The sequence below is a fragment of the Curtobacterium sp. 179-B 9B NHS genome (assembly GCF_045370965.1).
In the GTDB taxonomy this organism is placed as follows: domain Bacteria; phylum Actinomycetota; class Actinomycetes; order Actinomycetales; family Microbacteriaceae; genus Curtobacterium.
Genome location: NZ_JBIQDQ010000030.1, coordinates 1 through 25,012 on the forward strand (window position 1 = coordinate 1; position 25,012 = coordinate 25,012).

Annotated in this window: 27 protein-coding genes and 1 riboswitch; of the genes, 15 read left to right on the forward strand and 12 right to left on the reverse strand. The window is 72.6% G+C overall.

Translation table 11 applies throughout. The annotated features are described in order from the left end of the window. The first annotated feature begins 359 nt into the window (after positions 1-359). The 3 genes from ACH0A8_RS15740 to ACH0A8_RS15750 all read left to right on the forward strand — a co-directional run bounded on the left by ACH0A8_RS15740 (position 360) and on the right by ACH0A8_RS15750 (position 3,010). Positions 360-1,325: a hypothetical protein gene (locus ACH0A8_RS15740; RefSeq protein ID WP_406907520.1), complete on the forward strand. Its 966-nt coding sequence runs from the start codon at positions 360-362 to the stop codon at positions 1,323-1,325. A 70-nt stretch (positions 1,326-1,395) separates the two neighbouring features. Next, positions 1,396-2,136, forward strand: coding sequence for a histidine phosphatase family protein (locus ACH0A8_RS15745; protein WP_406907521.1), 741 nt, complete (start codon positions 1,396-1,398; stop codon positions 2,134-2,136). Continuing rightward, positions 2,126-3,010, forward strand: coding sequence for an NAD(P)H-hydrate dehydratase (locus tag ACH0A8_RS15750; protein ID WP_209685352.1), 885 nt, complete (start codon positions 2,126-2,128; stop codon positions 3,008-3,010). Before ACH0A8_RS15745 ends, ACH0A8_RS15750 begins: the two co-directional genes overlap by 11 nt. 204 nt (positions 3,011-3,214) lie before the next feature. On the opposite strand, the gene ACH0A8_RS15755 is transcribed toward ACH0A8_RS15750, so the two are convergent. Continuing rightward, positions 3,215-3,652: a YdeI/OmpD-associated family protein gene (locus ACH0A8_RS15755; protein WP_406907522.1), complete on the reverse strand. Its 438-nt coding sequence runs from the start codon at positions 3,650-3,652 to the stop codon at positions 3,215-3,217. A 295-nt stretch (positions 3,653-3,947) separates the two neighbouring features. Here ACH0A8_RS15755 and ACH0A8_RS15760 point away from each other — a divergent pair, with 295 nt between their 5' ends. The 5 genes from ACH0A8_RS15760 to ACH0A8_RS15780 all read left to right on the forward strand — a co-directional run bounded on the left by ACH0A8_RS15760 (position 3,948) and on the right by ACH0A8_RS15780 (position 8,904). Continuing rightward, the gene (locus tag ACH0A8_RS15760) at positions 3,948-5,087 is read left to right on the forward strand and encodes an extracellular solute-binding protein (RefSeq protein WP_251155233.1); all 1,140 of its coding nucleotides are present in this window, start codon (positions 3,948-3,950) and stop codon (positions 5,085-5,087) included. 5 nt (positions 5,088-5,092) lie between these two features. Further along, the gene (locus tag ACH0A8_RS15765; RefSeq protein ID WP_406907523.1) at positions 5,093-6,178 is read left to right on the forward strand and encodes an ABC transporter permease; all 1,086 of its coding nucleotides are present in this window, start codon (positions 5,093-5,095) and stop codon (positions 6,176-6,178) included. A 23-nt stretch (positions 6,179-6,201) separates the two neighbouring features. Then, complete coding sequence (locus ACH0A8_RS15770) at positions 6,202-7,050, forward strand: ABC transporter permease subunit (RefSeq protein WP_307810447.1); 849 nt, start codon at positions 6,202-6,204, stop codon at positions 7,048-7,050. Next, positions 7,047-8,117, forward strand: coding sequence for an ABC transporter ATP-binding protein (locus tag ACH0A8_RS15775; protein ID WP_406907524.1), 1,071 nt, complete (start codon positions 7,047-7,049; stop codon positions 8,115-8,117). The genes ACH0A8_RS15770 and ACH0A8_RS15775 overlap by 4 nt, the downstream gene beginning before the upstream one ends. 256 nt (positions 8,118-8,373) lie before the next feature. Further along, positions 8,374-8,904 (forward strand): hypothetical protein, encoded by a 531-nt coding sequence (locus ACH0A8_RS15780; protein WP_406907525.1) that lies wholly within the window; start codon positions 8,374-8,376, stop codon positions 8,902-8,904. 250 nt (positions 8,905-9,154) lie between these two features. Here the strand turns inward: ACH0A8_RS15780 and ACH0A8_RS15785 are convergent, their stop codons facing one another. Next, on the reverse strand, positions 9,155-9,634 hold the full coding sequence (locus ACH0A8_RS15785) for an NUDIX hydrolase (RefSeq protein WP_406907526.1): 480 nt from the start codon (positions 9,632-9,634) through the stop codon (positions 9,155-9,157). 58 nt (positions 9,635-9,692) lie between these two features. On the opposite strand from ACH0A8_RS15785, the gene nagB reads away from it, so the two are divergent. Next, positions 9,693-10,478, forward strand: coding sequence for a glucosamine-6-phosphate deaminase (gene nagB, locus ACH0A8_RS15790; protein ID WP_066656784.1), 786 nt, complete (start codon positions 9,693-9,695; stop codon positions 10,476-10,478). Positions 10,479-10,494: 16 nt separating this feature from the next. On the opposite strand, the gene ACH0A8_RS15795 is transcribed toward nagB, so the two are convergent. Continuing rightward, positions 10,495-11,664: a MalY/PatB family protein gene (locus tag ACH0A8_RS15795; RefSeq protein WP_406907527.1), complete on the reverse strand. Its 1,170-nt coding sequence runs from the start codon at positions 11,662-11,664 to the stop codon at positions 10,495-10,497. A gap of 31 nt (positions 11,665-11,695) precedes the next feature. Beyond that, entirely contained in the window at positions 11,696-12,634 is a 939-nt protein-coding gene (locus tag ACH0A8_RS15800) for an SDR family oxidoreductase (protein WP_251160973.1), read from the reverse strand. A 122-nt stretch (positions 12,635-12,756) separates the two neighbouring features. On the opposite strand from ACH0A8_RS15800, the gene ACH0A8_RS15805 reads away from it, so the two are divergent. The 3 genes from ACH0A8_RS15805 (at position 12,757) to ACH0A8_RS15815 (ending at position 15,767) form a co-directional block, all read left to right on the forward strand. Continuing rightward, positions 12,757-13,584 carry a helix-turn-helix transcriptional regulator gene (locus ACH0A8_RS15805; RefSeq protein ID WP_209685366.1) on the forward strand — a complete coding sequence of 276 codons (828 nt, stop codon included), beginning with the start codon at positions 12,757-12,759 and terminating at the stop codon, positions 13,582-13,584. A 54-nt stretch (positions 13,585-13,638) separates the two neighbouring features. After that, complete coding sequence (locus tag ACH0A8_RS15810) at positions 13,639-14,139, forward strand: hypothetical protein (RefSeq protein ID WP_209685368.1); 501 nt, start codon at positions 13,639-13,641, stop codon at positions 14,137-14,139. A gap of 83 nt (positions 14,140-14,222) precedes the next feature. Continuing rightward, a complete protein-coding gene (locus ACH0A8_RS15815) occupies positions 14,223-15,767 on the forward strand; it encodes an alpha-L-fucosidase (protein ID WP_406907528.1) in 1,545 nt (514 codons plus the stop codon). 27 nt (positions 15,768-15,794) lie between these two features. Here ACH0A8_RS15815 and ACH0A8_RS15820 read toward each other — a convergent pair whose 3' ends face one another. From ACH0A8_RS15820 to clpS, 8 genes are all read right to left on the reverse strand, one after another. Beyond that, positions 15,795-16,196: a VOC family protein gene (locus tag ACH0A8_RS15820; protein WP_251155243.1), complete on the reverse strand. Its 402-nt coding sequence runs from the start codon at positions 16,194-16,196 to the stop codon at positions 15,795-15,797. A gap of 31 nt (positions 16,197-16,227) precedes the next feature. Continuing rightward, entirely contained in the window at positions 16,228-17,379 is a 1,152-nt protein-coding gene (gene nagA / locus ACH0A8_RS15825; protein WP_406907531.1) for an N-acetylglucosamine-6-phosphate deacetylase, read from the reverse strand. Between the two features lie 104 nt (positions 17,380-17,483). After that, on the reverse strand, positions 17,484-17,897 hold the full coding sequence (locus ACH0A8_RS15830) for a YrdB family protein (RefSeq protein ID WP_066656768.1): 414 nt from the start codon (positions 17,895-17,897) through the stop codon (positions 17,484-17,486). A gap of 7 nt (positions 17,898-17,904) precedes the next feature. Further along, on the reverse strand, positions 17,905-18,765 hold the full coding sequence (purU, locus tag ACH0A8_RS15835; RefSeq protein ID WP_066656765.1) for a formyltetrahydrofolate deformylase: 861 nt from the start codon (positions 18,763-18,765) through the stop codon (positions 17,905-17,907). Between the two features lie 205 nt (positions 18,766-18,970). Continuing rightward, complete coding sequence (locus tag ACH0A8_RS15840; RefSeq protein WP_406907532.1) at positions 18,971-20,347, reverse strand: MFS transporter; 1,377 nt, start codon at positions 20,345-20,347, stop codon at positions 18,971-18,973. Between the two features lie 109 nt (positions 20,348-20,456). Then, positions 20,457-20,876 carry a MarR family winged helix-turn-helix transcriptional regulator gene (locus tag ACH0A8_RS15845; RefSeq protein WP_251155247.1) on the reverse strand — a complete coding sequence of 140 codons (420 nt, stop codon included), beginning with the start codon at positions 20,874-20,876 and terminating at the stop codon, positions 20,457-20,459. Between the two features lie 193 nt (positions 20,877-21,069). Further along, positions 21,070-21,543 (reverse strand): DUF2017 family protein, encoded by a 474-nt coding sequence (locus ACH0A8_RS15850; RefSeq protein WP_406907529.1) that lies wholly within the window; start codon positions 21,541-21,543, stop codon positions 21,070-21,072. After that, the gene (gene clpS / locus ACH0A8_RS15855; RefSeq protein ID WP_066656757.1) at positions 21,540-21,839 is read right to left on the reverse strand and encodes an ATP-dependent Clp protease adapter ClpS; all 300 of its coding nucleotides are present in this window, start codon (positions 21,837-21,839) and stop codon (positions 21,540-21,542) included. Before clpS ends, ACH0A8_RS15850 begins: the two co-directional genes overlap by 4 nt. A gap of 64 nt (positions 21,840-21,903) precedes the next feature. Beyond that, positions 21,904-21,989: riboswitch (ZMP/ZTP riboswitch) on the forward strand. Positions 21,990-22,040: 51 nt separating this feature from the next. Between clpS and glyA the strand changes: the two genes are divergently transcribed. The 3 genes from glyA to ACH0A8_RS15870 all read left to right on the forward strand — a co-directional run bounded on the left by glyA (position 22,041) and on the right by ACH0A8_RS15870 (position 24,853). Continuing rightward, a complete protein-coding gene (gene glyA, locus ACH0A8_RS15860; protein WP_374109584.1) occupies positions 22,041-23,330 on the forward strand; it encodes a serine hydroxymethyltransferase in 1,290 nt (429 codons plus the stop codon). After that, positions 23,327-24,250 carry a tetrahydrofolate dehydrogenase/cyclohydrolase catalytic domain-containing protein gene (locus ACH0A8_RS15865; RefSeq protein WP_251155248.1) on the forward strand — a complete coding sequence of 308 codons (924 nt, stop codon included), beginning with the start codon at positions 23,327-23,329 and terminating at the stop codon, positions 24,248-24,250. The genes glyA and ACH0A8_RS15865 overlap by 4 nt, the downstream gene beginning before the upstream one ends. A 153-nt stretch (positions 24,251-24,403) precedes the next feature. After that, complete coding sequence (locus ACH0A8_RS15870; RefSeq protein WP_406907530.1) at positions 24,404-24,853, forward strand: hypothetical protein; 450 nt, start codon at positions 24,404-24,406, stop codon at positions 24,851-24,853. Positions 24,854-25,012: the final 159 nt, after the last annotated feature.

The window sequence follows — 25,012 nt, forward strand, 5'->3', positions numbered from 1 at the left end:
GGGCCCGAGGCAGCGGGGCCGGCGGCGTCGGGCCCGAGGCAGCGGGGCCGGCGGAGAGACAGCGGCGCCGGGGGAGCACGGGTGCGTTCCCCCGGCGCCGCGTCGCGCTTGGGCCGGGCTGTGCTGTGCCGCGCTGGGTCGTGCTGACCTCTCGCGCGTAGAAGGCCGATCCGCGTGTAGGAGACCGAATCGCGCGAAGGGGATCGTTCCTTCCCGCTCCCCATGCGCGATCCTGCCTCGTACTGCGCGTGTGATGGGCTCGAAGGAACGTCCTGCACAGACGCAGCGGTCGGGAGGCTCGTCCACATCGTGCGGGCATGCTGGCCTGTGCAATCCCGCCCTTCGCCACGGTGGGAGACATGGAAGTGCCCCTCGCCATCTACCGAGCCACCTGCACGAACGACGCCGGACTTTCCGGAGCGACGCTCCGCCGCCGGGCAGCCGACGACGGTCCCGACCGACTCGTGCGCGTCGGACCGAACGCGTTCGTGCGGGGTGCGGAGTGGGACGCTGCAGGGCCTCGACGCCGCTACGTGACCCGAGTCTTCGCGAGGCTCGGTCGTCGGAGCGTGGCAGCAGTGGGCTCGCACGTGTCCGCTGCTGCGGTGCACGGGCTGCCGTGGCTCCACGGCTGGCCGGACGACGTGCACCTGACCGTTCCCAAGGCCCAGTACCGCAGCGGGACGAAGGGCCTCGTCCTCCACTCCAGACCCCTGCAACCAGGTGACGTGATCGGCCACGCGGGCTTGCGGTTCACGTCCGTCGCGAGGACCGTCGCCGACGTCGCACTGCAGGGAGATGTGCGAACCGTGGTCGTGCTCGCCGACGCGGCACTGCGGCAGGGGCTGCGGAAGGGCGACGTCCACCGCGCTCTGGGCGGGCTCCCCCACCACCGAGGGCGAGCTCTCGCCGCTCGCTCGATCGAGTTCGCCGATCCTCGATCAGGGTCACCGGCGGAGTCGCTTGCTCGTGTGGTGTTCTGGGAACTCGGGTTGCCGGCTCCTGTCCTGCAGCAACGGTTCGACGTGGACGGGCATCGTCACGAAGTCGACTTCTGGTTCCCGGAGCAAGGGGTGATCGTCGAGGTCGACGGACGGGTGAAGTACTCGCAGGAGCGGTACCGGAACGGAAGGACCGCAGCTCAGGTCATCGTCGACGAGAAACGCCGACACGAGCGGTTGAGTGCAGTGCCGGCCGTCCGCGCGATCGTCCGTCTCGAGTGGCGAGACCTGTGGGACCTCGACGCACTCTCGTTCCGGTTGCGGGCTGCGGGGCTGCCCTGCCGAGCCCGACCGGTCCGCAGCGCGCGCGGTCTGACGATGTGACCAGGACATCCTCCGGCTGGGAGGTCGGGGCCGGGAGCCGACCCAGGGGCCCGCGGTTAGCGTCGCGCCCATGGCTGTCACCGAGATCTGGCTCGTCCGGCACGGGGAGTCGACCGCGAACGTCGCCGCCGCCAGAGCCGAAGCCGAGGGCGCGGACGTCATCGAGGTCGGCCACCGCGACGCCGACGTCCCGCTCAGTCCGTTGGGGGAGGAACAGTCCCGAGCGCTCGGGCAGGAGCTCGCCGACCGCGGCGTCGACGACGTCCCGGTCGCCCTCTGGGTCTCGCCGTACCGCCGGGCGCAGCAGACGATCGGCATCGCTCTCGAGGCCGGCGGGCTTCCCGAGCCGCCGAAGCGCGTCGACGAGCGGCTGCGCGACCGGGAGCTCGGCGTCCTCGACCTGCTCACCCGTGACGGCGTGCGGAACCGGTACCCGGACGAGGAACGCCGACGACAGTGGCTCGGCAAGTACTACCACCGTCCCGCCGGCGGGGAGTCCTGGGCGGACGTGATGCTCCGCCTCCGCACCGTGCTGACGGACGTCGACCGGCTCGAGGGCACCGAACGACTGCTCGTCGCCGCGCACGACGCCGTGGTGATGCTCGCCGTCGCGGTCTGCCTCGACCTCGACGAACACGCCCTCATGGCGTTCGCCGAGGACCACACGGTCGCGAACGCCTCCCTGACACGACTGCACCGCGACGGGCCCGGTGCCCCCTGGACGCTCGAGGAGTTCTCCGCGGTGGGGCACCTCGACGACGACGAGGTCACCGAGCACAGCGGCCGGAAGGACGACGCCCGTGTCGACTGACCAGGAGCCTGCAGCACCGCAGCACATCACGCCGAACGTCCTCCGCGAGTGGGCGCTGCCCGACGCCGGCGCCGGCAAGTACGGCCGGGGACAGGTCCTCGTCGTCGGCGGCGCCGCCCACACCCCGGGTGCCGCCATGCTGTCGGCGCTCGCCGCACTGCGGGTCGGAGCAGGCCGACTGTCCCTGGCGGTCGGGTCGAGCGTGGCGAACCAGGTCGCGGTCGCCGTGCCCGAGTCGGGCGTGGTCCCGCTCGCCGAGGACGACGGCGGACACGTCGCCGTCGGCGCGATCGATGCCGTGCTCGACACGGCCGGTGCTGCCGACGCGGTGCTGGTCGGTCCCGGGCTGGACGAACCGGACGGCGCTCGGGACCTCGTCGCGGGCATCGCGGACGCGGTCGGTCCGGACACCTTCGTCGTGCTGGACGCCTTCGCGCTCGGCGTCGCGGCGGACGTCGAGGACCGGCTCAGGCCGTTGCGCGGTCGTCTCGTCCTCACGCCGAACAGCGGCGAGGCCGAGCGGCTGCTCGGTCGGGACTGCGGAGACGACGACGTCGCCGACGCCCGGGAGATCGCCGAGCGGTACGGCGCCGTGGTCGCGCTGTCCGACGTCATCGCGGCGCCGGACGGCCGTGCCTGGGTGAAGGGCACCGGCTCGGGAGGGCTCGGGACGAGCGGCAGCGGCGACGTGTTGTCGGGTGTGGTGGTCGGATTGCTCGCCCGCGGTGCCGAGCCGGCACAGGCCGTCGCCTGGGCGTCGTACGTGCACGCCGCCGCGGGTGACCGCCTCGCCGTGCAGGTCGGGCCACTGGGCTACCTCGCCAGCGAACTGTTGACCGAGATCCCGCGGGTCCTGGTCGAGCTCGGCGGCTGACGACGGCGCTCGTTCCTTCCCAGAACGACTGCGATACCTGGTCAGAACGGGTGTCCCTGGTGGAACCGAACGACCAGGTACGCCCGGTTCTACCAGGTACGCCCGATCGCGCCCGGCGAAGCCACGGCCACAGCCACGGTTACAGCCACGGCCAGGGCCAGACCTAGCGCCACGGCCAGGGCCAGGCCGACCGCGCTCACCCGCCTATCCGCGCAACGCCTCCACGGCCTTGTCGACCCGGCGCTGCCGCGTCTCCGGGGCCTTCGCCGCGAGCACCGGGTCCACGAGTGCCCGCTGCCGTGACGCCGACAGGGTGTCGTACGCCGCACGGACCCCGGCCGCGTCGAACGCCGCCGCCAGGTCGGAGGGCAACTCGACGGTGCGCGGCAGGGTGTCGAGCTCGAGCGTGACCTCGACGGTGTCCCCGGCGCCGATCCCCGCTGCGGTGCGGTGCGCCTCCGACAGCGGCACGAGGAACTGCCCGCCCATCACCCCGACCGTGGACCGGTAGGTGTAGCCGCCGTCGATCGTGACCACCACGGCGGGGCGCTTCCCGGAGCCGAGGGCGTCGATGACCTCCTCGGGGACGGGCAGGCCGGTGGCCGTCTTCCTCGCCTGCAGGACCGTCGTCGTGAACTGCACCCGTGCCTCCCGGCTGTCCGCGGTCGTGACCGCACCCGCGCGGCCGACGCGGCCGACGCGGCCGACGCGGCCGTGCGTCGTACCGGTCGACCGCGCACCGCGCGACCGGACGTCGAGCCCGCCGCGACCGACCCTCGCCGGGGACCGTCCCCGGCAGCGAAACCGTACAGCCGTACCCGCTGTTCCGCCACCGTTCACCGCCGCAGCACGACCCCGAAACCGGGCGCGTCCACGATCGTGCCGAAGCCGGACCCCCGAACACCCGAATCCCCACAGCACCCGGAAGGCACACCCCGTGCAGCACACCCGCACCCTGGCCGGCATCGCCCTGGCCGCAGCAGCAGTCGTCACCCTGGCCGGTTGCTCGGCGACGAGCAGCGCGTCGACGTCGAGCGACACCGACTGGAAGACCGCCACGAGCGCCGAGTCGGCCGGCGGCATGGACGCCCTCGTGAAGGCCGCGAAGGCCGAGGGGCAGCTCAACGTCATCGCCCTCCCGCCGACCTGGGCGAACTACGGCAAGATCATCGACGGCTTCGAGCAGAAGTACGACATCAAGATCAACTCGGCCAACCCGAACGGCTCCAGCGCCGACGAGGTCGCCGCCGTCAAGTCGCAGCAGGGCCAGTCGACGGCCCCCGACGTGCTCGACCTCGGCAACGCCGTGATGCAGCAGAACCTCGACCTGCTCACCGACTACAAGGTGGCGAACTGGTCGGACATCCCGGACACGCTCAAGGACGCGGACGGCAAGTGGACCCGCGACTACACGGGCCTCATGTCGATCGGGTACGACTCGTCGAAGATCACGGACGCCCCGAAGGACCTGGACGACCTGCTCGGCAGCGAGTACAAGGGCAAGGTCTCGATCGCGGGCGACCCGACGCAGGCGAACCAGGCGGCGTCCGCGGTGTACCTCGCCGCGCTCGAGAACGGCGGGTCGGCGGACGACATCACGAAGGGCGTCGACTACTTCGGCAAGCTGCAGCAGGCCGGCAACTTCCAGAACGTGCTGCCCACGCAGGCGACGGTCGCCTCGGGGGAGACGCCCGTCGTGATCCAGTGGTCGTACAACAACCTCGCCTGGGGCCCGGCGGCCGGGTCGAGCGGCAACCAGGACTGGAAGACGGTCGTCCCCGAGGGGCAGGCGCTCGGCTCGTACTACTCGCAGGCCATCAACAAGGACGCGCCGCACCCCGCGGCGGCACGCCTGTGGCAGGAGTACATCGCGAGCCCCGACGCCCAGAACCTGTACCTCCAGGCCGGCGCCTTCCCGTCGACCCTCGCGGCGATGGAGCAGTCGGGCAAGGTCGACGAGGACGCCCTGCGGGCCGCAGGCGGGATGCCGAAGGACTACGTCGAGCTGACCGACGCGCAGGTCACGGATGCAGCGAAGGTCCTCGCCGCGAAGTGGTCCGCCACGATGGGGTCCTGAGCAGCATGACGACCGCATCGGCGCCGGGCGGCAGCGCGTTCGCCCCGGGCGCGAGCAAGGGCGCGAGCAAGGGCGCGGGCACGGGCAAGGGCGCGGGCACGGGCACGGGCACGAGCACGGGCACGGGTACGGGCGCGGGCACGGCAGCCCCGGTCCCCGCCGCCACCAGCGCGGCAGTGGCCCCCGTCACGTCGTCCGGCGCCGATGCGGCCACCGCCGCCCGTGGTGCCGGGGCCCGGGCCCGCCGCCGCCCCGGCCTCGCCTGGCTCGGCCTCACCCCGTTCGCCGCGTACGTCCTGCTCTTCCTGGCCGTCCCCGCCGTGATCGCGGTCGGCAGCGGGTTCTCCACCGGCGACGGGCGGTTCACGCTCGCGAACCTCGCAGCGCTCCGTGACCCGTCCGTCCTCCGCGCGTTCGCCGGTTCGTTCGGCCTGTCCGCGGTCTCGGCCGTGATCGGCGCCGTCGTCGGTGCCCTGGTCTGCTGGGCGCTCGCCGCGCTCCGGCCCGACGGGCTCGTCCGCTCGATGATCGACTCCGCCGCCAGCGTCCTCGCACAGTTCGGCGGCGTGATGCTCGCGTTCGCGTTCATCGCCACGATCGGCGCGCAGGGACTGGTCACCACCTGGCTGGTGTCGGCCTTCGGTCTCGACCTCAACGCGAACGGGACCCTCCTGTACACCGTCCCCGGTCTCGTGATCCCGTACGTCTACTTCCAGGTGCCGCTCATGGTCCTCACGTTCATGCCCGCCCTCGAGGGCGTCAAGCCCCAGTGGGGCGAGGCCGCCGCCACCCTCGGCGCCTCGCGCGCGACCTCATGGCGGCGCATCGCCCTGCCCGTGCTCGCGCCGGCGTTCTGGGGGTCGCTGCTCCTGCTCTTCGCGAACGCGTTCTCGTCGTTCGCCACCGCGGCGGCACTCATCTCGCAGGGCGGCATCGTGCCGCTGACGATCCGCGCGCAGCTCACCAGCGAGACGATCATCGGTCTGCAGAACGTCGCGGGTGTGCTCGCCCTCGGCATGGTCGTGGTCATGGCGGTCGTGATGGGCGCCTACTCGCTGCTCCAGCGTCGCGCTGCGCGGTGGCAGCGGTGACCGCCGTCCCCTCGGTCCGCCCCGTGGCCGCCGCATCCCGGCCTGGAGGCCCCACCCGCATCGGCCGCTTCGGCGTCGCTCCGTCCCGGGGCACCGCCGTCGCCGTGCTCGCCCTGGTCGGACTCGTCGTCGCCGTGCCGTTGGTCGCCCTGGCACAGTTCACGTTCCGCCAGGGCACCGACGGGGCGCTCACGCTCGACCACTACGCCGCGATCGTCGACCCCGCGAACGCGTCCACCTACCAGCCGGTGTTCGACGGCCTCGCGTCGTCCCTGCTCATCGCGGTGATCACCGTCGCGATCGTGCTGCTCGTGCTCCTGCCCGCCCAGATCGTCACCGCGCTCCGCTACCCCCGCCTGCGCCGCGTGCTCGAGTTCGTCTGCCTGGTGCCGATCACGGTGCCCGTCGTCGTGCTCGTCGTCGGCTTCATCCCCGTGTACCAGGTCGTCGCGCAGGTGTTCGGCTCCGGCGCGTGGACCCTGGCCTTCGCGATCGGCATCGTGTCGCTGCCGTTCGCGTTCCGCCCGATCGCCGCGGCGCTGACCTCGGTCGACGTCACGGTGCTGTCCGAGGCCGCTCGCTCGCTCGGCGCCTCGTGGTGGACCGTGACGTGGCGGATCCTGCTGCCGAACCTCCGCCGCGGCATCACCGCCGCGTGCTTCCTGACCGTCACGGTCGTCCTCGGCGAGTACACCCTCGCCTCGTTCCTGTCCCGCACCACGTTCCAGACCGCGCTCGTGCTCGTGCAGCAGACCGACCCGTACGTGGCCGCGATCTTCTCGCTCGCCGCACTGCTGTTCGGTTTCGTGCTGCTCGTCGTCATCGGCCGGGTCGGCGCGGGCCGCCGGCGCACCCCGAAGGAGTCCACATGACCGTCACCGCTCCCGCCGCCCCGGCGTCGCTGTCCACCGAGGGGGCGACCGTCGAGCTCGAGGCGGTCGAGAAGCACTACGGCTCCCACCGTGCGCTCGCCGGCCTGTCGCTCCGCATCGAGCCCGGCGAGTTCGTCTCGCTGCTCGGGCCGTCCGGCTGCGGCAAGACCACCGCGCTGCGTGCGCTCGCCGGTCTCGAGGCGATCGACGCCGGCGCGATCCGCATCGACGGAGCGGACGTCGCCGCGGTGCCGGTCGAACGACGCGACATCGGCATGGTGTTCCAGCAGTACTCGCTCTTCCCGCACATGACGGTGCGGCAGAACGTGTCGTTCGGCCTCGAGATGCGGAAGGTCGCCGCCCCAGCACGCCGCGAGCGCGTCATCGAAGCGCTCGTCATGGTGCACCTCGCCGGCCTCGCCGACCGGTTCCCGCACCAGCTCTCCGGCGGGCAGCAGCAGCGGGTCGCCCTCGCCCGTGCCCTCGTCACCCGCCCGCGCGTGCTCCTGCTCGACGAGCCGCTGTCCGCGCTCGACGCGAAGGTGCGGGTGTCCCTGCGTGACGAGATCCGCCGCATCCAGAGCGACCTCGGCATCACGACCGTCTTCGTCACCCACGACCAGGAGGAGGCACTCGCCGTCTCCGACCGCATCGCGGTGATGAACGCCGGCGGCATCGAGCAGGTCGGGACGCCCGAGGAGCTCTACCGACACCCCGTCTCGGCGTTCACCGCGGACTTCGTCGGGCAGTCGAACCGCCTGCGTGGCGACCTGCGCAGCGGCGACGTGTTCGTCTACGGCTTCCGCGTCCCGGCGCTCGCAGCGGACACCGCGGACGGTCCGGTGCTCGCCTACGTCCGCCCCGAGGACGTCGCCTTCGCCGCCGAGGGCGTCACCGGCACCGTCGTCACGTCGAGCTTCCTCGGGTCGATCCGGCGCACGACGGTCCGGCTCGATGACGACACGGTCGTGACGGTGCAGCACGAGGTCAGCGACCGCCGGGTGGCCGGTGACGCCGTGGCCCTGCGGCTGCTCGGCGCCCCGGCCGCGGTCGCCCCGCTCGCGTAGCGGCCGCGCCGTCCGCGCCGAGCCGCCCCGAGCGTTCCGCGAAAGCGACAGTCTGCTGCGAACTATTGGCGGCGATCTGTCGCTTCCGCGGGGGGTGAAGGCGACCCGGTTCCGGTCGGGAGGCGCGGGGCGGGCCCGCCCCGCGCCTCCCGGCCCGCGAGTGCTCACGACTGTGATTGACTCCCCGGACATCTCCTGGTCATGGATGTGGAACATCGGTACGAGAGTCTCTCCTCACTGAACCGAGGAGGTACTGATGGGTTGCAAGATCGGGCTGTTGATCGCGAGCGTCGTCGTGGTCGCAGGGGCAGTGGTGCCTGTTGCACAGGCGCACGCGGAGCCGAACTCCGTGCGTGAGGCGAAGCAGCTGTTGCAGACGACGGACTTCGACTCGGTGCTGCGACAGCTGCGGGCTGCAGACCTCGTCGAGTCCGAACGGGACGACCCGGACGGGCACCACGCGGTGGTCACGCTCGGCGACGGACTCGAGCTCGACGTCGTGCGGCCGAAGGGCGATGCTCGCCTGGGCGGAGGCTACGACGCTGGAGGGCACTACGTGACGTTCAACCAGTACGACCAGAACCTGCTGTACAACGGAGCTGGCTTCGTGCTCGGTGCCGCGATCTGCGCGATCCCCTCAGTCGGCCAGCTCGCTTGCCTCGCCGTGCAGGCGATCATCGCAGTCGGCGCCGCCTACCTCGCGACGATCAAGGGGACGTGCAAGAACAACAAGCAGCTGAAGGTCTACTTCTCGAACAACCACGCTGCGCGTACGGGTCGCGTGTGAGCCCTCGTCGAGCTCGTGTCGTCACCCTCGTCCTGGTCGGGTCCGCGGCGGTCGTGATCCTGACAGCGGCACAGACGGCCACGGACGTGCCGTGGCTCGTCGTCGCGATCCGGGTCAGCATCGGGATCGTGTCGGTGCTCGTCGGATGCGGGCTCGTCCGGCTGCGGTCTCGCGGAGTGTCACGGGAGCGGCCCGGGCCCCGGCCTCGGGGTCGCGGTCGCTAGGTGAACGCGCCCTGGTCGGCGGAGGGTCAGCGCTCGAAGCGCGCGGCCGGCTCGTCGGACAGGCCCGCCCGGACCCGCTCCAGCATGTCCGTGGACATCTCCGGCAGGGCGTCGAGCCGCGCCCAGAACGCCTCGGTGTTCTCGCCGTCCGCGGGGGCGGGCGTGCCGGACACGTACCGGCACGCGAAGACCAGGTCGAGGTACTGCGCCCGGTCACCGTTCGGGTAGGTCATCTCGGGCAGGACGTGCACCCAGGTCAGGCGCTCGGCGACCGCGACGACGTCGGCCTCCTCGAGGACCTCGCGCTCGGCGGCGACCGCGGGTTCCTCACCCGGGTCGACGATCCCCGTCACCGGCGTCAGCGCGCCGTTGTCCGCGCGCCGGACGACGAGCAGTTCGCGGTCGGGGCCCTCGCCGCGCGTGACGACGGCGGTGATGCCCGTCATCCACAGCGGATCGTTGCCGACCTTCTCGCGCAGGGACAGGACGAAGTCAGGGGTGGGCATGCCCCCACGCTACCGAGCACCCCTGTCGGCGACTGGTCATGACCAGTAGGGTGAGGGCGTGGAGATCATCATCCTGTCGACGCCGGCCGAGGTCGGTCGTGTCGCTGCCGCCAAGATCGCCTCGGTCGTGGCCGAGAAGCCGTCCGCCGTCGTGGGTCTCGCCACCGGGTCGAGCCCGCAGGGCATCTACGCCGACCTGCGTCGTCGGGTCGAGGCGGGCGAGGTGTCCTTCGCCGCGGCCCGCGGGTTCGCCCTCGACGAGTACGTCGGGATCCCGCTCGAGCACCCGGAGTCGTACGCGTCGGTGATCCAGCGCGACGTCGTGGAGCCGCTCGGGTTCGACCCCTCGCGGGTGCGGGTGCCGGACGGCCGCGCGACGGACCTGGCGTTTGCGGCGAAGGAGTACGACGCTGCGATCCGGGCCGCCGGCGGGGTCGACGTGCAGATCCTCGGGATCGGGGCGAACGGGCACATCGGGTTCAACGAGCCGACGTCGTCGTTCGCGTCCCGCACCCGCATCAAGACCCTCGCACCGTCCACGCGTGAGGCCAACGCCCGCTTCTTCGACTCGCTCGACCAGGTGCCGACGCACTGCATGACGCAGGGGCTCGGCACGATCCTCGAGGCGCGTGAGCTCGTCCTCGTCGCGCAGGGCTCGGCGAAGGCCGACGCCGTGGCCGCCGCGGTCGAGGGGCCGCTGTCGTCGTTCGTGCCCGGGTCGGCGTTGCAGCTGCACGAGCACGCGACCGTCGTGGTGGACGAGGAGGCCGCAGCCGGGCTCCGTCTGGCGGACTACTACCGGTACACGTACGCCAACAAGCCGGAGTGGCAACGCTTCGAGTGACGCCTGCCGAGCGGGATCAGCAGGCGGACGCCAGGCGCGCCAGCCCCTCGCGCAGGGTCTCCTCGGAGCAGCCGAAGTTGAGCCGGGCGTGGCCGATGCCCGGCTGCCCGAAGTCGCGACCGTTCGTCAGCGCGACCTTCGCCCGGTCGACCAGCTGCAGGGCGGGGTCGTCGCCCCACGGCAGGGCCCGCAGGTCGAGCCAGGCCAGGTAGGACGCCTGCGGCTGCCGGTACCCAGCACCGGGCAGGGCCGAGCCGAGCTCCTCGGCGAGCACACGGCGGTTGCCGGCCAGCTCGGCGAGCAGCGACGCGAGCCACGGCTCCCCGTCACGGAAGGCGGCGACGCTCGCGGTGTACCCGAGGATCCCGGTGCGCTCGACGACCTCGACGGGCAGCCCGTCGAACCAGCCGCGCGCCCGCTCAGATGCCCCGACCATCAGCGCACACTTCGTCCCGGCCAGGTTCCACGCCTTGCTCGCGCTCGTCAGGGCGACGCCGTGCTCGACCGCCTCGGGTCCGCAGGTGAGGAACGGGGTGAACACCGCGTCCGCGTGCACGAGCGGGGCGTGGATCTCGTCGGAGACGACGACGGCGTCCCACTCCGCGGCGAGCCGGGCGAGTGCCACCAGGTCGTCGCGGGCGTGCACGAGCCCGAGGGGGTTGTGCGGGTTGCAGAGCAGGACCGTCCGGGCGCCGCCGGCGAAGGCGCGCTCGACCCCGGCGAGGTCCATCCGCCACCCGGCCGTGGTGTCGAACGGGTCGGGTTCGCCGTCCGGGGCGAGCAGCGGCACCTCGGTCACGGTGCCGCCGGCCTCGCGGACGTACTCCCAGAACGGCGGGTAGACGGGCGGCATGACGACGACCTGGTCGCCGGGGTCGATGACCCGTCGGAGCACCTCGACCGCCGCCACCGACACGTCGGTGGTGGTCCGGACGAGGTCGGGGTCGACGTCCCATCCCCACCGGCGGTCGGCGAAGTCGGCGAAGACCTCGGGCAGCACCCGGGTGTGCCCGACGTACCCGGTGTCCCCGTTGCGGACGGCGCGCTCGAGTGCCTCGCGCACCGGCTCGGCGGGGACCGAGTCCATCTCGGCGACGAACATCGGCAGGACCTCGGGCGGGTACGCGGTGTACTTCTCGCTCGTGCGGGTGCGCTGCGCATCGAACACCGAGATCATGACGCTCATGCGGCCATCCTGACAGCGCCGGTCGCGGACGTCACGCGACCGACGTGCCGAGCAGCTCCTCGGACAGCTCCCACACGCGTCGTGCGTCCTCAGCACTGCGCAGTGGCTTCCACAGCGGCGTCCGTCCGGGCGCTCCGCCGACACCGCCGGCACCCGTCGGACCCACGAACCCGCCGTCCCGCACGGCCGGGTCGGTGGCTGCGACGAGCGCCGGTAACCCGGCGGTCCTCGGGGTCCCGACGAGCAGGCCCCGAGCGGACAACCAGCGGATCACCCGGACCTGCGGGGTGTCCCCGCTCCGGCCGAGCTCCGGGCGCGCGGCGAGCAGGCTCGTCGGCGCGACGCCCGGGTGCGCGAGGTTGCTCGTGATGCCCCATCCGCGGTCGGCGCTCCGTCGGGCGAGCTCGAGCCCGAACAGGCCGAACGCGATCTTCGACTGCCGGTACGCGCGCATCCCGTCGTAGCTCCGCTCCCAGTTCGGGTCCTCCCAGTGCACGGCGCCGCTGCGCGCGACGATGCTGATCTGCGACGTGACGTGGCCGCGCGCCGCACGGAGCAGCGGCAGGAGTCCGCGGACGAGTGCGACGTGTCCGAGGTGGTTCGTGCCGAGCTGCAGCTCGAAGCCGTCGGCCGTGGTCTGCCGCTCGGGTGGGGTCATGACCCCGGCGTTGCCCACGAGCAGGCCGACCGGCTGACCGGCCGACCGCATCGACTCCGCGAACGCGTCCACCGAGGCGAGGGACGACAGGTCCATCGCGCCGAGCTGCACGTCGGCGTCCGGGTGTTCGCGGAGCACCCGGATGCGTGCGGCCTCGCCCTTGCTCGGGTTGCGCACGGGGAGCACGACCGTGGCGCCGGCGCCCGCGAGTGCCGTCGCGATGCCCAGGCCGATGCCGTCGCTCGCACCGGTGACGACGGCGCGGGTGCCGTCCAGTCGCGGCAGGGTGATGTCGATGGGTCGTGTCGGCACGGTGGTCTCCTCGGGATCGTCGCCCGTCGTCGGGCTGGTGCCAGCCTGCGTCGGCGGCCGGACCGCAACCAGGACCTGACGGACCGTGGCTGCGGAGGACGCGGACCGGCGAGGATGGGCCCGTGATCGATCGACCGGCGCTCGGCGCCTTCCTCCGCGGACGCCGGGAGGCCCTGCAACCGTCCGACGTCGGCCTCCCGCCGGGACAGCGGCGCCGGACCTCCGGGCTGCGCCGAGAGGAGGTCGCGGCGGTCTGCCACATGTCCCCGGACTACTACGCCCGGCTCGAACGGGGCACCGGTCCGCAGCCCTCCGAGCAGATGGTCGCCGCGATCGCGCAGGGGCTCCACCTGAGCCGGGCGGAACGCGACCACGTCTTCCGCCTCGCCGGGCACCGACCGCCGGAGTCCGGCGCGGGCTCGGACCACGTGGGCCCGGGCATGATGCGCATCTTCGACCGCCTGGTGGACACGCCGGCCGAGGTCGTCACGGAACTCGGCGAGACGCTCCTGCAGACGCCGCTCGCCGCCGCACTGTTCGGGGACGCGAGCCAGCGGCAGGGGCCGTCGCGCTCGATCGGCTGGCGCTGGTTCACCGAACCGGGTGCGCGGGACCTCTTCCCGCCGGAGGACCGCGACACCACCGCGCGGCTGTACGTGTCGTCACTGCGTGAGGTCGCGACCCGGCGCGGTCCCGGGTCCCGGGCAGCGCGGCTCGCGGACGAGCTCCTGCAACGCTCCGACGAGTTCCGGACGCTGTGGGACCGGCAGGAGGTCGGCCTCGTCCCGGGGACCGTCAAGCGCTACGACCACCCGGAGGTCGGCCGACTCGAGCTGCACTGCCAGGTGCTCCTCGACCCGGAGCAGGCGCACGTGCTGCTCGTCTACACCGCCGTCCCCGGGACCGAGAGCCACGACCGACTCCGGCTGCTGTCCGTCGTCGCGGCCTGACACCGTCGCCGGATCGTGACCACCCGTCCGCGATCGATCGGTGACGATGGACGCATGCGTCGGGGGACGAGGGGACTCGCCACGGCATCGGCCGTGCTGGTGCTCGTGACGACCGGCTGCGCCGGCATCGGGCCGACGGCGTGCACGGCGATCGGTTGGACCGACACCGTCGCCGTCGAGGTCCCGGGTTCCGCGGACCCGGCGTCCGGCGTCGCGGGCATCGTCGTCTGCCAGGGCCCGGACTGCACGCCCGGGGTGCCGCCCGAACCAGCCGTGCCGACCGCCCCTGGGGAAGCCACACCGGGCGCGCCAGCGGTCGGGACACTGCCGGACGGCACGGCGCCGACGGCAGTGCTCCCCATGGTCGAACGCGACGGGGACGTGTGGTCCGTGCCGACCTCGCCGGACACCGCGGGGCGCGGGCACGTGGCGGTCCTCGGCGCGGACGGCCGGGTGCTCGTCGAGCGCGGCGTCCACTTCACGTGGGTGCGGCACGGCGGGTCCGAGCAGTGCGGTGGGCCCTCGACCGCCGAGGTCGTCGTCCGGCTGCCCTGACCGCCGGCATCCGTGACCCACCCGACTCCCGAACTCGACCGGTAGAAGTGGGGGACCGCATCCGACGCACGAAGGAGTGCCCCATGCCGGACCGCCACGGACCGCTCGACCCGGAGTCGCTCCCGGAGCCGGTCGACGTCAGCGACAACACCGAGGCGATGCGTGCCGTGCACGAGGTCGTCGCCGCCGGACCCTTCGACGCGACGTGGGCGTCCCTGGCCGCCTACGAGCCTCCACGCTGGTACGAGGACGCCAAGTTCGGGGTCTTCCTGCACTGGGGCGTGTACTCCGTCCCGGCCTTCGGCAACGAGTGGTACTCCCGCGAGATGTACCGGCAGGGTACCGACGCGTACGAGCACCACCTCGCGACGCACGGCGAGCACCGCGACTTCGGGTACAAGGACTTCATCCCGTCGTTCACGATGGAGCACTTCGACCCGGCCGCGTGGGCAGCGCTGTTCCGTCGTGCGGGTGCGCAGTTCGTCGTGCCCGTCGCCGAGCACCACGACGGGTTTGCGATGTACGACACGGACCGGTCCCGCTGGAGTGCCGCACGGATGGGGCCACGGCGCGACGTCTTCGGCGACCTCTCCCGAGCGGTCGACGAGGCCTGGATGGTCCGCGGTGCCTCGTCGCACCGTGCCGAGCACTGGTTCTTCATGAACGGCGGTGCCCGGTTCGACTCCGACGTGCTCGACCCGCGGTGGTCGGACTTCTACGGTCCCGCGCAGCGTGAGGAGACGGCTCCGAACGAGCGGTTCCTCGAGGACTGGCTCCTGCGCACCGTCGAGGTCATCGAGAAGTACCGGCCGCAGGTGCTCTGGTTCGACTGGTGGATCGAGCAACCGGCGTTCGCCCCGGTGCTGCAGACCCTCGCCGCGTACTACTACAACCGGGCGGCCGAGTGGGGACGCGAGGTCGTCATCAACTACAAGTGGGGAGCCTTCGCGCCCGGCACTGCGGTCTACGACATCGAGCGCGGAGCCGTGGCGGGCACCGAGCCGACCGTGTGGCAGAACGACACGTCGGTGTCCCGGACCTCCTGGTGCTGGGTCGAGGGGCACGAGTACAAGAGCGTGCGCGAACTCGTCGCCGAGCTCGTCGACGTCGTCGCGAAGCGCGGGGTCCTCCTGCTCAACGTCGGCCCGAAGCCGGACGGCACGATCCCGGTCGAGGAGCAGCGCCTGCTCGAGGGCATCGGGCACTGGCTCGGCCTGCACGGTGAGGCGATCTACGGCACCCGGCCCTGGACCGTACCGTCCGAGGGACCGACCGCGGTGACCGCCGGGTCGTTCGTCGACGCTGCCGCTCCGGCGTACACGGCGGAGGACGTCCGGTACACCGTGCGGCACGACGTCACGGGCGACTCCCTCTACGCGGTCCTGCTCGCCCGGCCCGACGACGGCGTCGTACGACTGCGGTCGCTCGGGTCGGCGTCGGCGCTCCTCACCCGCACGATCAGCGACGTCGCGGTGCTCGGCTCCGGGACCGTCACGCGGTGGGACCGGACCCCGGACGCCCTCGAGGTGGAGGTCAGCGGCTCCACGACCGAGGACAGCGGACCCGTGCTGCGGATCCGCTTCGCGCCGGAGCAGGAGCAGCCCCGTCAGGACTTCCTGCACCAGTGACCGTCCGGCGGGAGCGCGCGGACGAGGTCACGCGCCGGCGGTGTCGGGGTGCATCCAGAACGGCGACCAGTGGTACCCGTCCGGGTCGTCGAACTGCCGCTGGTACATGAACGGGTACTCGTCGGTGTCCCCGATCCGCCCGCCGGCAGCGCGGGCCCGCTCGACCAGCTCGTCGACGGCCTGTCGGCTGTCGAGGTCGAACGAGAGCGTGACCTTCGACGGGGTGCCCGGTCCACCCACCAGGTCCTCCGTGCCGCCGACGCTCGCGTAGGCCTCGCGGCTGCTGAGCATCAGGTACTGGTCGGTCCCGAACACGACGCACGCGACGTCGTCCCGCGACATCCGCGGGTCGATGGTCCACCCGAGGGCCCTGTAGAACGCGGTGGCGCGCTCGACGCTCTCGACCGGGCAGGAGACGTAGAGCGCCATGCGGAGATGGTCCCGCCGCGCGCCGCCCGGGTCAAGACCTGGCGGGCACCAGCTCCCGACCGGCGCCCCACACCCGCTGCACCTCGAGCGCGGGGGAGAGCGCCACGAGGTCCGCGGCGTACCCGGGCGCGACCCGGCCCAGCCGGTCCCCGAGCCCGAGCGCCGCTGCCGGCACGCTCGTCAGCGCCGCGACCGCCTCGGGCAGCGACGCTCCGGCGGCCGACACGGCGAGCCGCAGCGCCGCGTCCTGCGTCAGCGTCGAACCCGCGATCGTGTCCGTCCCGGCGACGCGCGCGACGCCGTCCACCACGTCCACCGTCAGCGACCCGAGCGCGTAGGAGCCGTCGGGCGACCCGGCCGCGGCCATCGCGTCGGTGATCAGTGCGACGCGCCCCGGCGCCGCACGGAGCAGCACGCGGGCGACGGCGGGGTGCACGTGCACACCGTCGAGGATGAGCTCGAGCGTCACGCGGTCGTCCTCGGTCGCCGCGGCGATCGGACCCGGCGCCCGGTGGTGCAACCTCGGCATGGCGTTGCACGCGTGGGTGAGCACGGTGGCACCGGCGTCGAAGGCCGCCCGGGCCTGGTCGTACGAGCAGACGGTGTGTCCGACGGCGACGGTGACCCCGGCGTCGACGAAGCGGCGGACGGCGTCCAGCGCTCCCGGCAGCTCGGGCGCGATCGTGACCTGCCGCAGGACCCCGGCACCCGCGTCGAGCAGGGCGTCCACGGCCGCCGGCGACGGATCGACCAGGTGGGCGGCGTTGTGGGCGCCCCGGTTGTCGGGGGAGAGGAACGGCCCCTCCAGGTGCGCGCCGAGCACGAGCGGGTCCGTCGCGGCGACGGTGCGGATGCGCTCGAGCGACGTCGCGAGCGCTGCCGAGGGGTTCGCGACGAGGGACAGGACCGAGCGGGTCGTCCCGTGCGCCCGGTGCACGGCGAGCGCCGCGTCGAAGGTGTCGTCCTCGTAGGCCGCGCCACCACCACCGTGCCCGTGCAGGTCGATGAACCCGGGCGTCAGGACGGCGTCGCCGAGGTCGACCACGTCCGGGGCGCTGGGCGCGTCGGCGCCGGACCCCACCGCTTCGATCACGTCGCCGGCGAGCAGGACCCACCCGTCGGCCGTGGAGCCGGCCTCGTCGACCAGGCGACCGGCTCGGACCAGCGTGCGCCGCGCCTCCAGACCGGACCCGGAGCCGGAGCCGGACCCGGAGCCGGACCCGGACCCTGACCCGGAGCCGAACCCGGACCCGGAGCCGAGGCCGGACACCGACGCAGGCCCGGAGCTCACGCCGTCTCCCGCCGGAACGCGACCACGCCGGAGAGCGCCGCGACCAGCACGAAGACCAACCCGACCACCGGGTGCCCGAGCGACACCCAGGCGCCGCCGGCCGCGATGACCAGCGCGGTCTCGACGACCACCTTGCCCACCACATCGGTGTCGATCGGCGAGCGCGGCGAACGGAAGAGGAACCAGACGACCGCGGCGAACAGCGGTGCCCCGACCATGAACAGCACCCCCGGGAACGGGAACGGCCACGCGAGGTAGCCCCAGTACGCCAGTGACAGCAGCCCGAACGCGCACACGAGCACGCGCAGCACCGTCCAGCCGGAGACGGAGGCCCGGCGGCGTGCGGGTGCCGGGTCCGTGGGCGGCGGGACGTCGCCCCAGTCGACGGGGCTCTGCGGTGCGTTCGTCATGCGGTGCCTACCTGAAGATGATCGTGCGGGCGCCGTCGAGGAGGACGCGGTCCTCCGCGATCCAGCGCACCGCCTGCGTCAGCGTCCGGGACTCCTCGTCCTGGCCGATCGAGACCAGCTCGGCGGGCTCCTTCGTGTGGTCGACCCGGACGACGTTCTGCTCGATGATCGGGCCCTCGTCGAGGTCGCTCGTCACGAAGTGCGCCGTCGCACCGATGAGCTTGACGCCGCGCGCGTGCGCCTGCCGGTACGGGTTGGCGCCCTTGAAGCCGGGCAGGAACGAGTGGTGGATGTTGACGGCGCGGCCCTCGAGCGCGGCGCACAGCTCCGGCGACAGGATCTGCATGTAGCGGGCGAGGACGACGAGTTCGATGTCGTGCTCCTCGACGGCCTCGAGGATCCGCTGCTCCATCGCCCGCTTCGCGTCCGCGTCGGTGACCGGTCGGTGCTCGAACGGCACGGAGTAGAACGCCGCCAGCCCGGACAGGTCGGCGTGGTTCGACAGCACGAGGGGGACCTCGATCGGCAGCTGGCCGCCGCGCTGCCGGTAGAGCAGGTCGTTCAGGCAGTGCCCGGCCTTCGACACGAGCACCAGGGTGCGCATCGGACGCCCGACCACGTCGAGCTGGACCCGCATGCCGTAGCGCTCGACGACGGGTGCGAGGGCCTGCTCGAACGTCTCGCGGTCGACCGGCGCCATGACCTGCAGGCGCATGAAGAACGAGTTCGTGTCGGCGCTCGAGAACTGCTGCGACTCGGTGATGTTGCCGTTCGCCGCGACCACGGCTCCGGAGACGGCGTGCACGATCCCGGGCTGGTCGTCGCAGACGAGCGTGAGGGTCCAGTGCGTGGGGTTCGGGGCGGTCACGGAGATCAGGGTACCGGGGCGCTCCGGCGTTCCTGCGGTTCGGTGCTCCAGCCGGTCCCGCGTTCCGGTGCTGCGGCCTGGAGGCCCGTGGTGCGTCCGGCGCGGGACGGCCTGGAGGCTCGGGGCGGCTCCGACGGGCCCGTGCGCAGCCCGGCACGTGGCGCGGTTCGCCTCCGCACGACGGAGAGCACGTCGCGCCGCGCCGTCACGTGGCGCGACGTGTGTCAGGTTCTGCGAACGCGGGGCGCGGCGCCGCCTCGACCGGGTCCGCCCGCGCCAGCGCCCGGTCGGCGAGCGTCAGCACGCTGAGCAGCACGCCGACGCCGAGCATCACCCACGCGAGCACGTGCAGGTCCGGCGTGGTCGGGGCCTGGCCGAACACCCCGCCGATCAGCGAGGACGCCGCGATCGCGCCGATGTAGATGCTCGTGCGCGACAGTCCGGCGGCGGTACCGATGTACTCCGAGGGCACCACCGTGTACAGCGCCGCCTGGTTCGACACCGACGCCAACGCCTGCGGCACCCCGAACAGCGCCGGCACGACGAGCAGCAGCACGAGCGGCGACCCGGCGTGCAGCAGGAGCAGGAGCCCGGCGCCGACCAGGGGGACGAGCGCCGCGACGACGAGCGGCCGGCGGACGGCGGTGCGTCGGGCGACCATGAACGACACCACCCCGGCGACGACGGCTGCCGGGAGCTGCAGGTACCCGGCGACGTCGCTCGGGTAGCCCGCGACGTCCTGCACCCACTGCGAGAACCCGTACGTCATCGTGTAGGCGAGCAGGTAGGTCAGGAACAGCCGCGCGTAGGTGCGGGACAGCGCGCCGTTCCGGACGAGCAGGCGGACGTCGACGAAGGGCTTCGTCGCGCGCAGCTCCCAGAGCACGAGCGCCACGAGCAGCACGACGGCGACCGCGAGCAGCCACCAGAGTCCGGCGCCGAGGTCGAGCAGGAACACCAGGAGCGCCGACACCGTGCCGGTCATGAGCACCATGCCGAGCGGGTCGAGCGCGGTCCGGACCGGCAGCTGCTCGGCGTCACGGGGTCGGAGCCGGTCGGACGGCAGCCACATCGCGGCGACGACGAGGCCGAACACGGCGAGCGGGACGTTCACCAGGAAGATCGCGTGCCAGCCGAACGCCGCGATCAGTGCGCCGCCGAGGGGCGGTCCGGCCGCAGCGGAGACCAGCGAGGTGATCGAGAGCGCCCCGAGCACGAGCGGCGGTGTCGGCTTCCCGATCCTGGCGGAGTGCTGCCGCAGGGTGGTGAGGGCGGCCGGGTACGCCGACGACGTCCCGATCCCGATCAGCACCCGTGCGGCGACCGCCCCGCCGAACCCGGTCAGCACCTCGGGCACGACGCCGGCGACGCCGACGATCACGAGTCCGGTGAGGAAGACCTTCTTCGGGCCGAACCGGTCGGCGAGCTTGCCCATCGTCGGCTGCGCGACCGCGCTCGCCAGGTAGAGCGCGGCGACGAGCCAGATCGCCTGCGAGGCACCGATGCCGAGGTCGCGGGAGATCGGCGCGAGGGCGACGGACACCATCGTCGTGTTGATCGGGTTGAGCAGCGGACCGACCAGGACGGGGACGAGGAGCTTCGGGCCGAAGCCGCTGCCGCCGGTGGTGCCGGCGTCGGGGACGGTCGGGACGGGGGAGGTCGACGTGGACGTGGTGGGCTTCTTCCTGGGGTCAGTCGTCGGTGAGCGGCGTGAGGATCACGAGGGCGCGCGCGACCGTCACCCGGTCCTCGTCGGGCAGCGCGGCGAGACGGTCCGCGAGCACCCGGGTCCGGGTGGTCCACGCGTCGGCGCGGGCTCGGGAGCCCGTCTCCGTGGCCCGGACGAGCGTGCGGCGGCCGTCCGTCGGGTCCGGTCGACGCTCGGCGAGCCCGAGGTCGACGAGGGCCTGCACGGTCGCGCCCATCGACTGCGGGCGGACCCCCTCGGCGCGCGCGAGGTCGGCGACGGTGCTCTCGCCGTGGCGCAGGAGGCGACCGAGCGCGGCGGTCTGGGACGCGGTGACCTCGTCGGCCTTCCCGGCGAGCAGCGTGCGACGGATGCGACCGTGCAGGGTCAGCAGGTCGTCCGCGAGCGTGTCGATCGGTTCCACGGTGGAACAGTACGACTGAACAGGGCACCTTGCAAGGTTGCCTTCTGATCAGATGGTGCCGTCCCCGCGTTGCTCGCCCGGATGCGCGACCACCGCGACCACCGCGACCACCGCGGCCACCGCGACCACCGCGACCAGCTGACGGGCCGGGGCGGACGAGGCGGAACGTGCGCCGCGCCTCCCGGCCGTCCCGTCAGCGGGTGGTGAGGGTCGTGACGAGGTGTTCCTGCACGTACCCGATCCAGTCGTAGACGTCGCGCAGACCGAGGCCGGCGTCCCCGGAGGACGAGGCCTCCTCCGACGCGGCGTCGGTGATGCCGAGCCGCTCCGCGATCGTCAGCCGCAGGTCGGTGAGGCACCGGAGCCAGGCCTGCTCGTCCGGCGGGGTCATCGCACCGTCCCGCGCACCGGTCAGCCAGTCGTGCACGACGTCGGCGTTCGCGGACTTCTGGGTGAGCAGGTCCGCCTGCGTCCAACGGCGGAACTCGTCGCTCGCCTCGGTGTCCGACGGGTAGGCGTCCGGGAACATCCGCGCGGCGACGGGGTCGGACGCGAGGTCACCGCCGAGCACCTGCTGCAGCTGTTCGGTGAGCGACGTGAGGACGGCGCGCTCGCCCTCGGACATCGCGAGGTGCACACCGTCCTGGCGCCGGCTGAAGGGGATCACGCGTCCGGTCCCGCCGCGCGGTCGACGGTGGCCTGCAGGCCGTAGCCGTGCATGGCCTCGACGTGGCGCTCCATGGCCTCGCGGGCGCCGGTCGCGACGATCGCCCGGCCGTCGTCGTGCACCTGGCGCATGAGTCGCTCGGCGCGGGCGTGCGAGAAGCCGAAGTAGCTCTGGAAGACGTAGGTGACGTAGGACATCAGGTTCACCGGGTCGTCCCAGACCACGGTGACCCACGGCACGTCGAGGCGCGCGGCGAGGTCGGTGCGCTCCTCGACGTCGGGGCTGATCAGCGTCATGCGTCGACGGGGATGCTCGGGTGCATGTCCCCAAGGGTGACACGAACGTGCGCGCTCGGTACGATCGACGGGTCGCGACTGGCGTTGGATGGGTCACCATCGGGGAGCGACACCTGACACGGAGCGCGGCCGTACGCCTGGGCCGCGCCCACCCGTCCACCTCGTCGCGTCCGCGCGGCGACTCAGACAACGAGGAGTCCCGTGTCCATCACCGATCTGACGCCTGCCACCGCGCAGTCCACGTTCAACGCCCCGCTCGCCGAGGTCGACCCCGAGATCGCCGCCGTGCTGCAGAACGAGCTCGGCCGCCAGCGCGACACCCTCGAGATGATCGCGTCCGAGAACTTCGTCCCGCGCGCCGTCCTCGAGTCGCAGGGCTCCGTCCTGACGAACAAGTACGCCGAGGGCTACCCGGGCAAGCGCTACTACGGCGGCTGCGAGTTCGTCGACGTCGCCGAGCAGCTCGCCATCGACCGGGCGAAGGCCCTGTTCGGTGCCGCCTACGCGAACGTGCAGCCGCACTCCGGCGCGAGCGCGAACGCCGCGGTGCTGCACGCCATCGCCTCCGCCGGGGACACGATCCTCGGCCTCGAGCTCGCCCACGGCGGTCACCTGACGCACGGCATGAAGCTCAACTTCTCCGGCCGCATCTACAACGCGGTGTCCTACGGCGTCGACCCGGAGACGTTCGAGGTCGACTACGACGACATCCGTGCGAAGGCCATCGAGCACCAGCCGAAGGTCCTCATCGCCGGCTGGTCGGCGTACCCCCGCCAGCTCGACTTCGCGAAGTTCCGCGAGATCGCGGACGAGGTCGGCGCGACGCTCTGGGTGGACATGGCGCACTTCGCCGGGCTCGTCGCCGCGGGCCTGCACCCGTCGCCCCTGCCGCACGCCCACGTCGTGTCGTCGACGGTGCACAAGACGCTCGCCGGTCCCCGCTCGGGCATCATCCTGTCCAACGAGGAGTCGCTCTTCAAGAAGCTGAACTCCGCGGTGTTCCCGGGCCAGCAGGGCGGTCCGCTCATGCACGTGATCGCGGCGAAGGCCACCGCGTTCCTGCTCGCCGGCCAGCCGGAGTTCAAGGACCGCCAGGAGCGCACGCTGCGCGGTGCCCGCCTGCTGGCGGACCGGCTCACGCAGCCCGACGCGAAGGCCGCCGGCATCGACGTCCTCACCGGTGGCACCGACGTGCACCTGGTGCTCGTCGACCTCCGTGCGTCCGAGGTCGACGGCAAGCAGGCCGAGGACCTGCTGCACGAGGTCGGCATCACCGTGAACCGCAACTCCGTCCCCTTCGACCCGCGCCCGCCGATGGTCACCTCCGGTGTCCGCATCGGCACCCCGGCGCTGGCGACCCGCGGCTTCGGCGACGCCGAGTTCACCGAGGTGGCCGACATCATCGCGCTGACGCTCATGCCGAACCCGGACATCGCAGCGCTCTCGGCACGGGTGAAGGCCCTGACCGACGCGTTCCCCCTGTACGCGTGAGCGCCGCGCTCCCACGTGAGCGCTGGGCGGGGGAGGGCAGTGCCGTCCGTATCGACGGCACCGCCCTCGCCGCGCGCACGCTCGACGACCTGAAGGTCCGCATCGACCGCCTGCACGACCACGGGTTCCGGCCCGGGCTCGGCACGATCATGGTCGGCGCGAACCCGGGGTCGGTGTCGTACGTCGCCGGCAAGCACAAGGACTCGGCACAGATCGGGCTCGACTCGGTCCGCATCGACCTCCCGGAGACCGCTTCGGCTGCCGACATCCGCGCCGCGATCCTGCAGATGAACGACGACCCCCGGGTCACCGCGTTCATCGTGCAGCTCCCGCTGCCGCAGGGCATCGACCCGATCCCGATGCTCGAGCTGATGAACCCGGCGAAGGACGCCGACGGCCTGCACCCGACGAACCTCGGTGAGCTCGTGCTCGCCGTGCCCGGTGGGGCCGGCACGATCGACGCCCCGCTGCCGTGCACCCCGCGGGGCATCGTCGCGATGCTCGACGCCTACGACGTCCCGATCCGCGGGCAGCACGTGACGATCATCGGGCAGGGCCTGACGGTCGGTCGTCCGCTCGGCCTGCTGCTCACCCGGCTCGAGGCGACCGCCACCCTCACGCACTCGCTGACCGAGGACGTCGCCGCCGAGTGCCGTCGCGCCGACATCATCGTCGCCGCGGCCGGTGTCGCCGGGCTCGTGCAGCCGGACTGGGTCAAGCCGGGTGCTGCGGTCATCGACGTCGGCATCAGCCGCGTCGTCTCCCCGGAGACGGGCAAGGCGAAGCTGCGCGGCGACGTCGACCCCGCCGTGGCGTCCGTCGCCGGGTTCCTGTCGCCCACGCCGGGCGGGGTCGGGCCGATGACCCGCGCGATGCTCATGAAGAACGTCGTCGAGGCCGCCGAGCGCCACCTGCGGTAGCGCGAGGCCGGTCGACCGAGACTCGGCCAGGCGGACACTTCCGTCCCCTGTGCAGGACGAAAGTGTCCGCTCGGCCGAGTCTCGGTGTGCGGCTTCGGACGGGAGGCGCGGATCACCCCCGCCACGCGCCTCCCGCGGTGCTACGGTCACGCCATGGGGGACGAACGACAGCTGACCGAACCGGTGCTGCGCCCGCGGCCCGCGCCGTCGCAGCTCACGAAGGACGCCCGCTGGCTGGTCCTCATCGTGGTGCTCTGCATCCTGTTCCAGCAGCCCGGCTCGAGCTGGAGCACGACCTTCGTCCACGCCGGGCAGGAGTTCGACTTCCGGTCGTCGCCGGCCTTCGGGACGACGCTCCTGACCGTCGGCATCGCCCTCGTCGGGTTCGCCGTCGCGGTCGCTCGCCGAGGCGCGAGCCGGTTCGACGAGCACACCGTGATGGGACTCACCCTCGCCGGCGTGCTCGGCGTCACCGTGGCGGTGTGGCTGCTCATGCCCGTGCAGACGGCGTGGGTGCAATGGGCCGTCGAGCACGGTCGGACGCACCCGTTCGTGCTCGGGAACGTCGTCGAGACGACGCGGTACGCCGACTACGGAGGCTGACCGGCGGGCCGCTGACCGCTGACCGCTGACCGGCGGGCCGGTCGCTCGTGGCCGTGCAGCGCTCGCTGCAGACCGTCCTGCTCCCGCACAACGAGAAGCGGGGCGGGGCCCCCGGGAGCCGGGGGGGGGGCCCCCGCCGGGGGGGGGGTATTAAAAAAA